Source organism: Streptomyces sp. A012304 (genome assembly GCF_026008495.1).
GTDB lineage: Bacteria > Actinomycetota > Actinomycetes > Streptomycetales > Streptomycetaceae > Streptomyces.
This window is the reverse complement of the sequence record NZ_BQUN01000059.1, coordinates 1-625: the sequence shown is the minus strand read 5'-3', so window position 1 is coordinate 625 and position 625 is coordinate 1. Positions and strand designations below refer to the sequence as shown.

At 56.2% G+C, this 625-nt stretch carries 1 rRNA gene; it reads left to right on the top strand.

Annotated elements, in window-relative coordinates:
* Positions 1-625: ribosomal RNA gene (locus tag ALMP_RS13970) — 23S ribosomal RNA — on the top strand; the annotation flags it as partial.

Genomic DNA, 625 nt, shown 5'->3' with positions numbered 1-625 from the left:
CATTCTCGTGACTGCGTGCCTTTTGAAGAATGAGCCTGCGAGTTTGCGGTGTGTTGCGAGGTTAACCCGGGTGGGGTAGCCGTAGCGAAAGCGAGTCCGAACAGGGCGTTTGAGTAGCACGCTCAAGACCCGAAGCGGAGTGATCTAGCCATGGGCAGGTTGAAGCGGAGGTAAGACTTCGTGGAGGACCGAACCCACCAGGGTTGAAAACCTGGGGGATGACCTGTGGTTAGGGGTGAAAGGCCAATCAAACTCCGTGATAGCTGGTTCTCCCCGAAATGCATTTAGGTGCAGCGTCGTGTGTTTCTTGCCGGAGGTAGAGCACTGGATAGGCGATGGGCCCTACCGGGTTACTGACCTTAGCCAAACTCCGAATGCCGGTAAGTGAGAGCGCGGCAGTGAGACTGTGGGGGATAAGCTCCATGGTCGAGAGGGAAACAGCCCAGAGCATCGACTAAGGCCCCTAAGCGTACGCTAAGTGGGAAAGGATGTGGAGTCGCAGAGACAACCAGGAGGTTGGCTTAGAAGCAGCCACCCTTGAAAGAGTGCGTAATAGCTCACTGGTCTAGTGATTCCGCGCCGACAATGTAGCGGGGCTCAAGCGTACCGCCGAAGTCGTGTCATT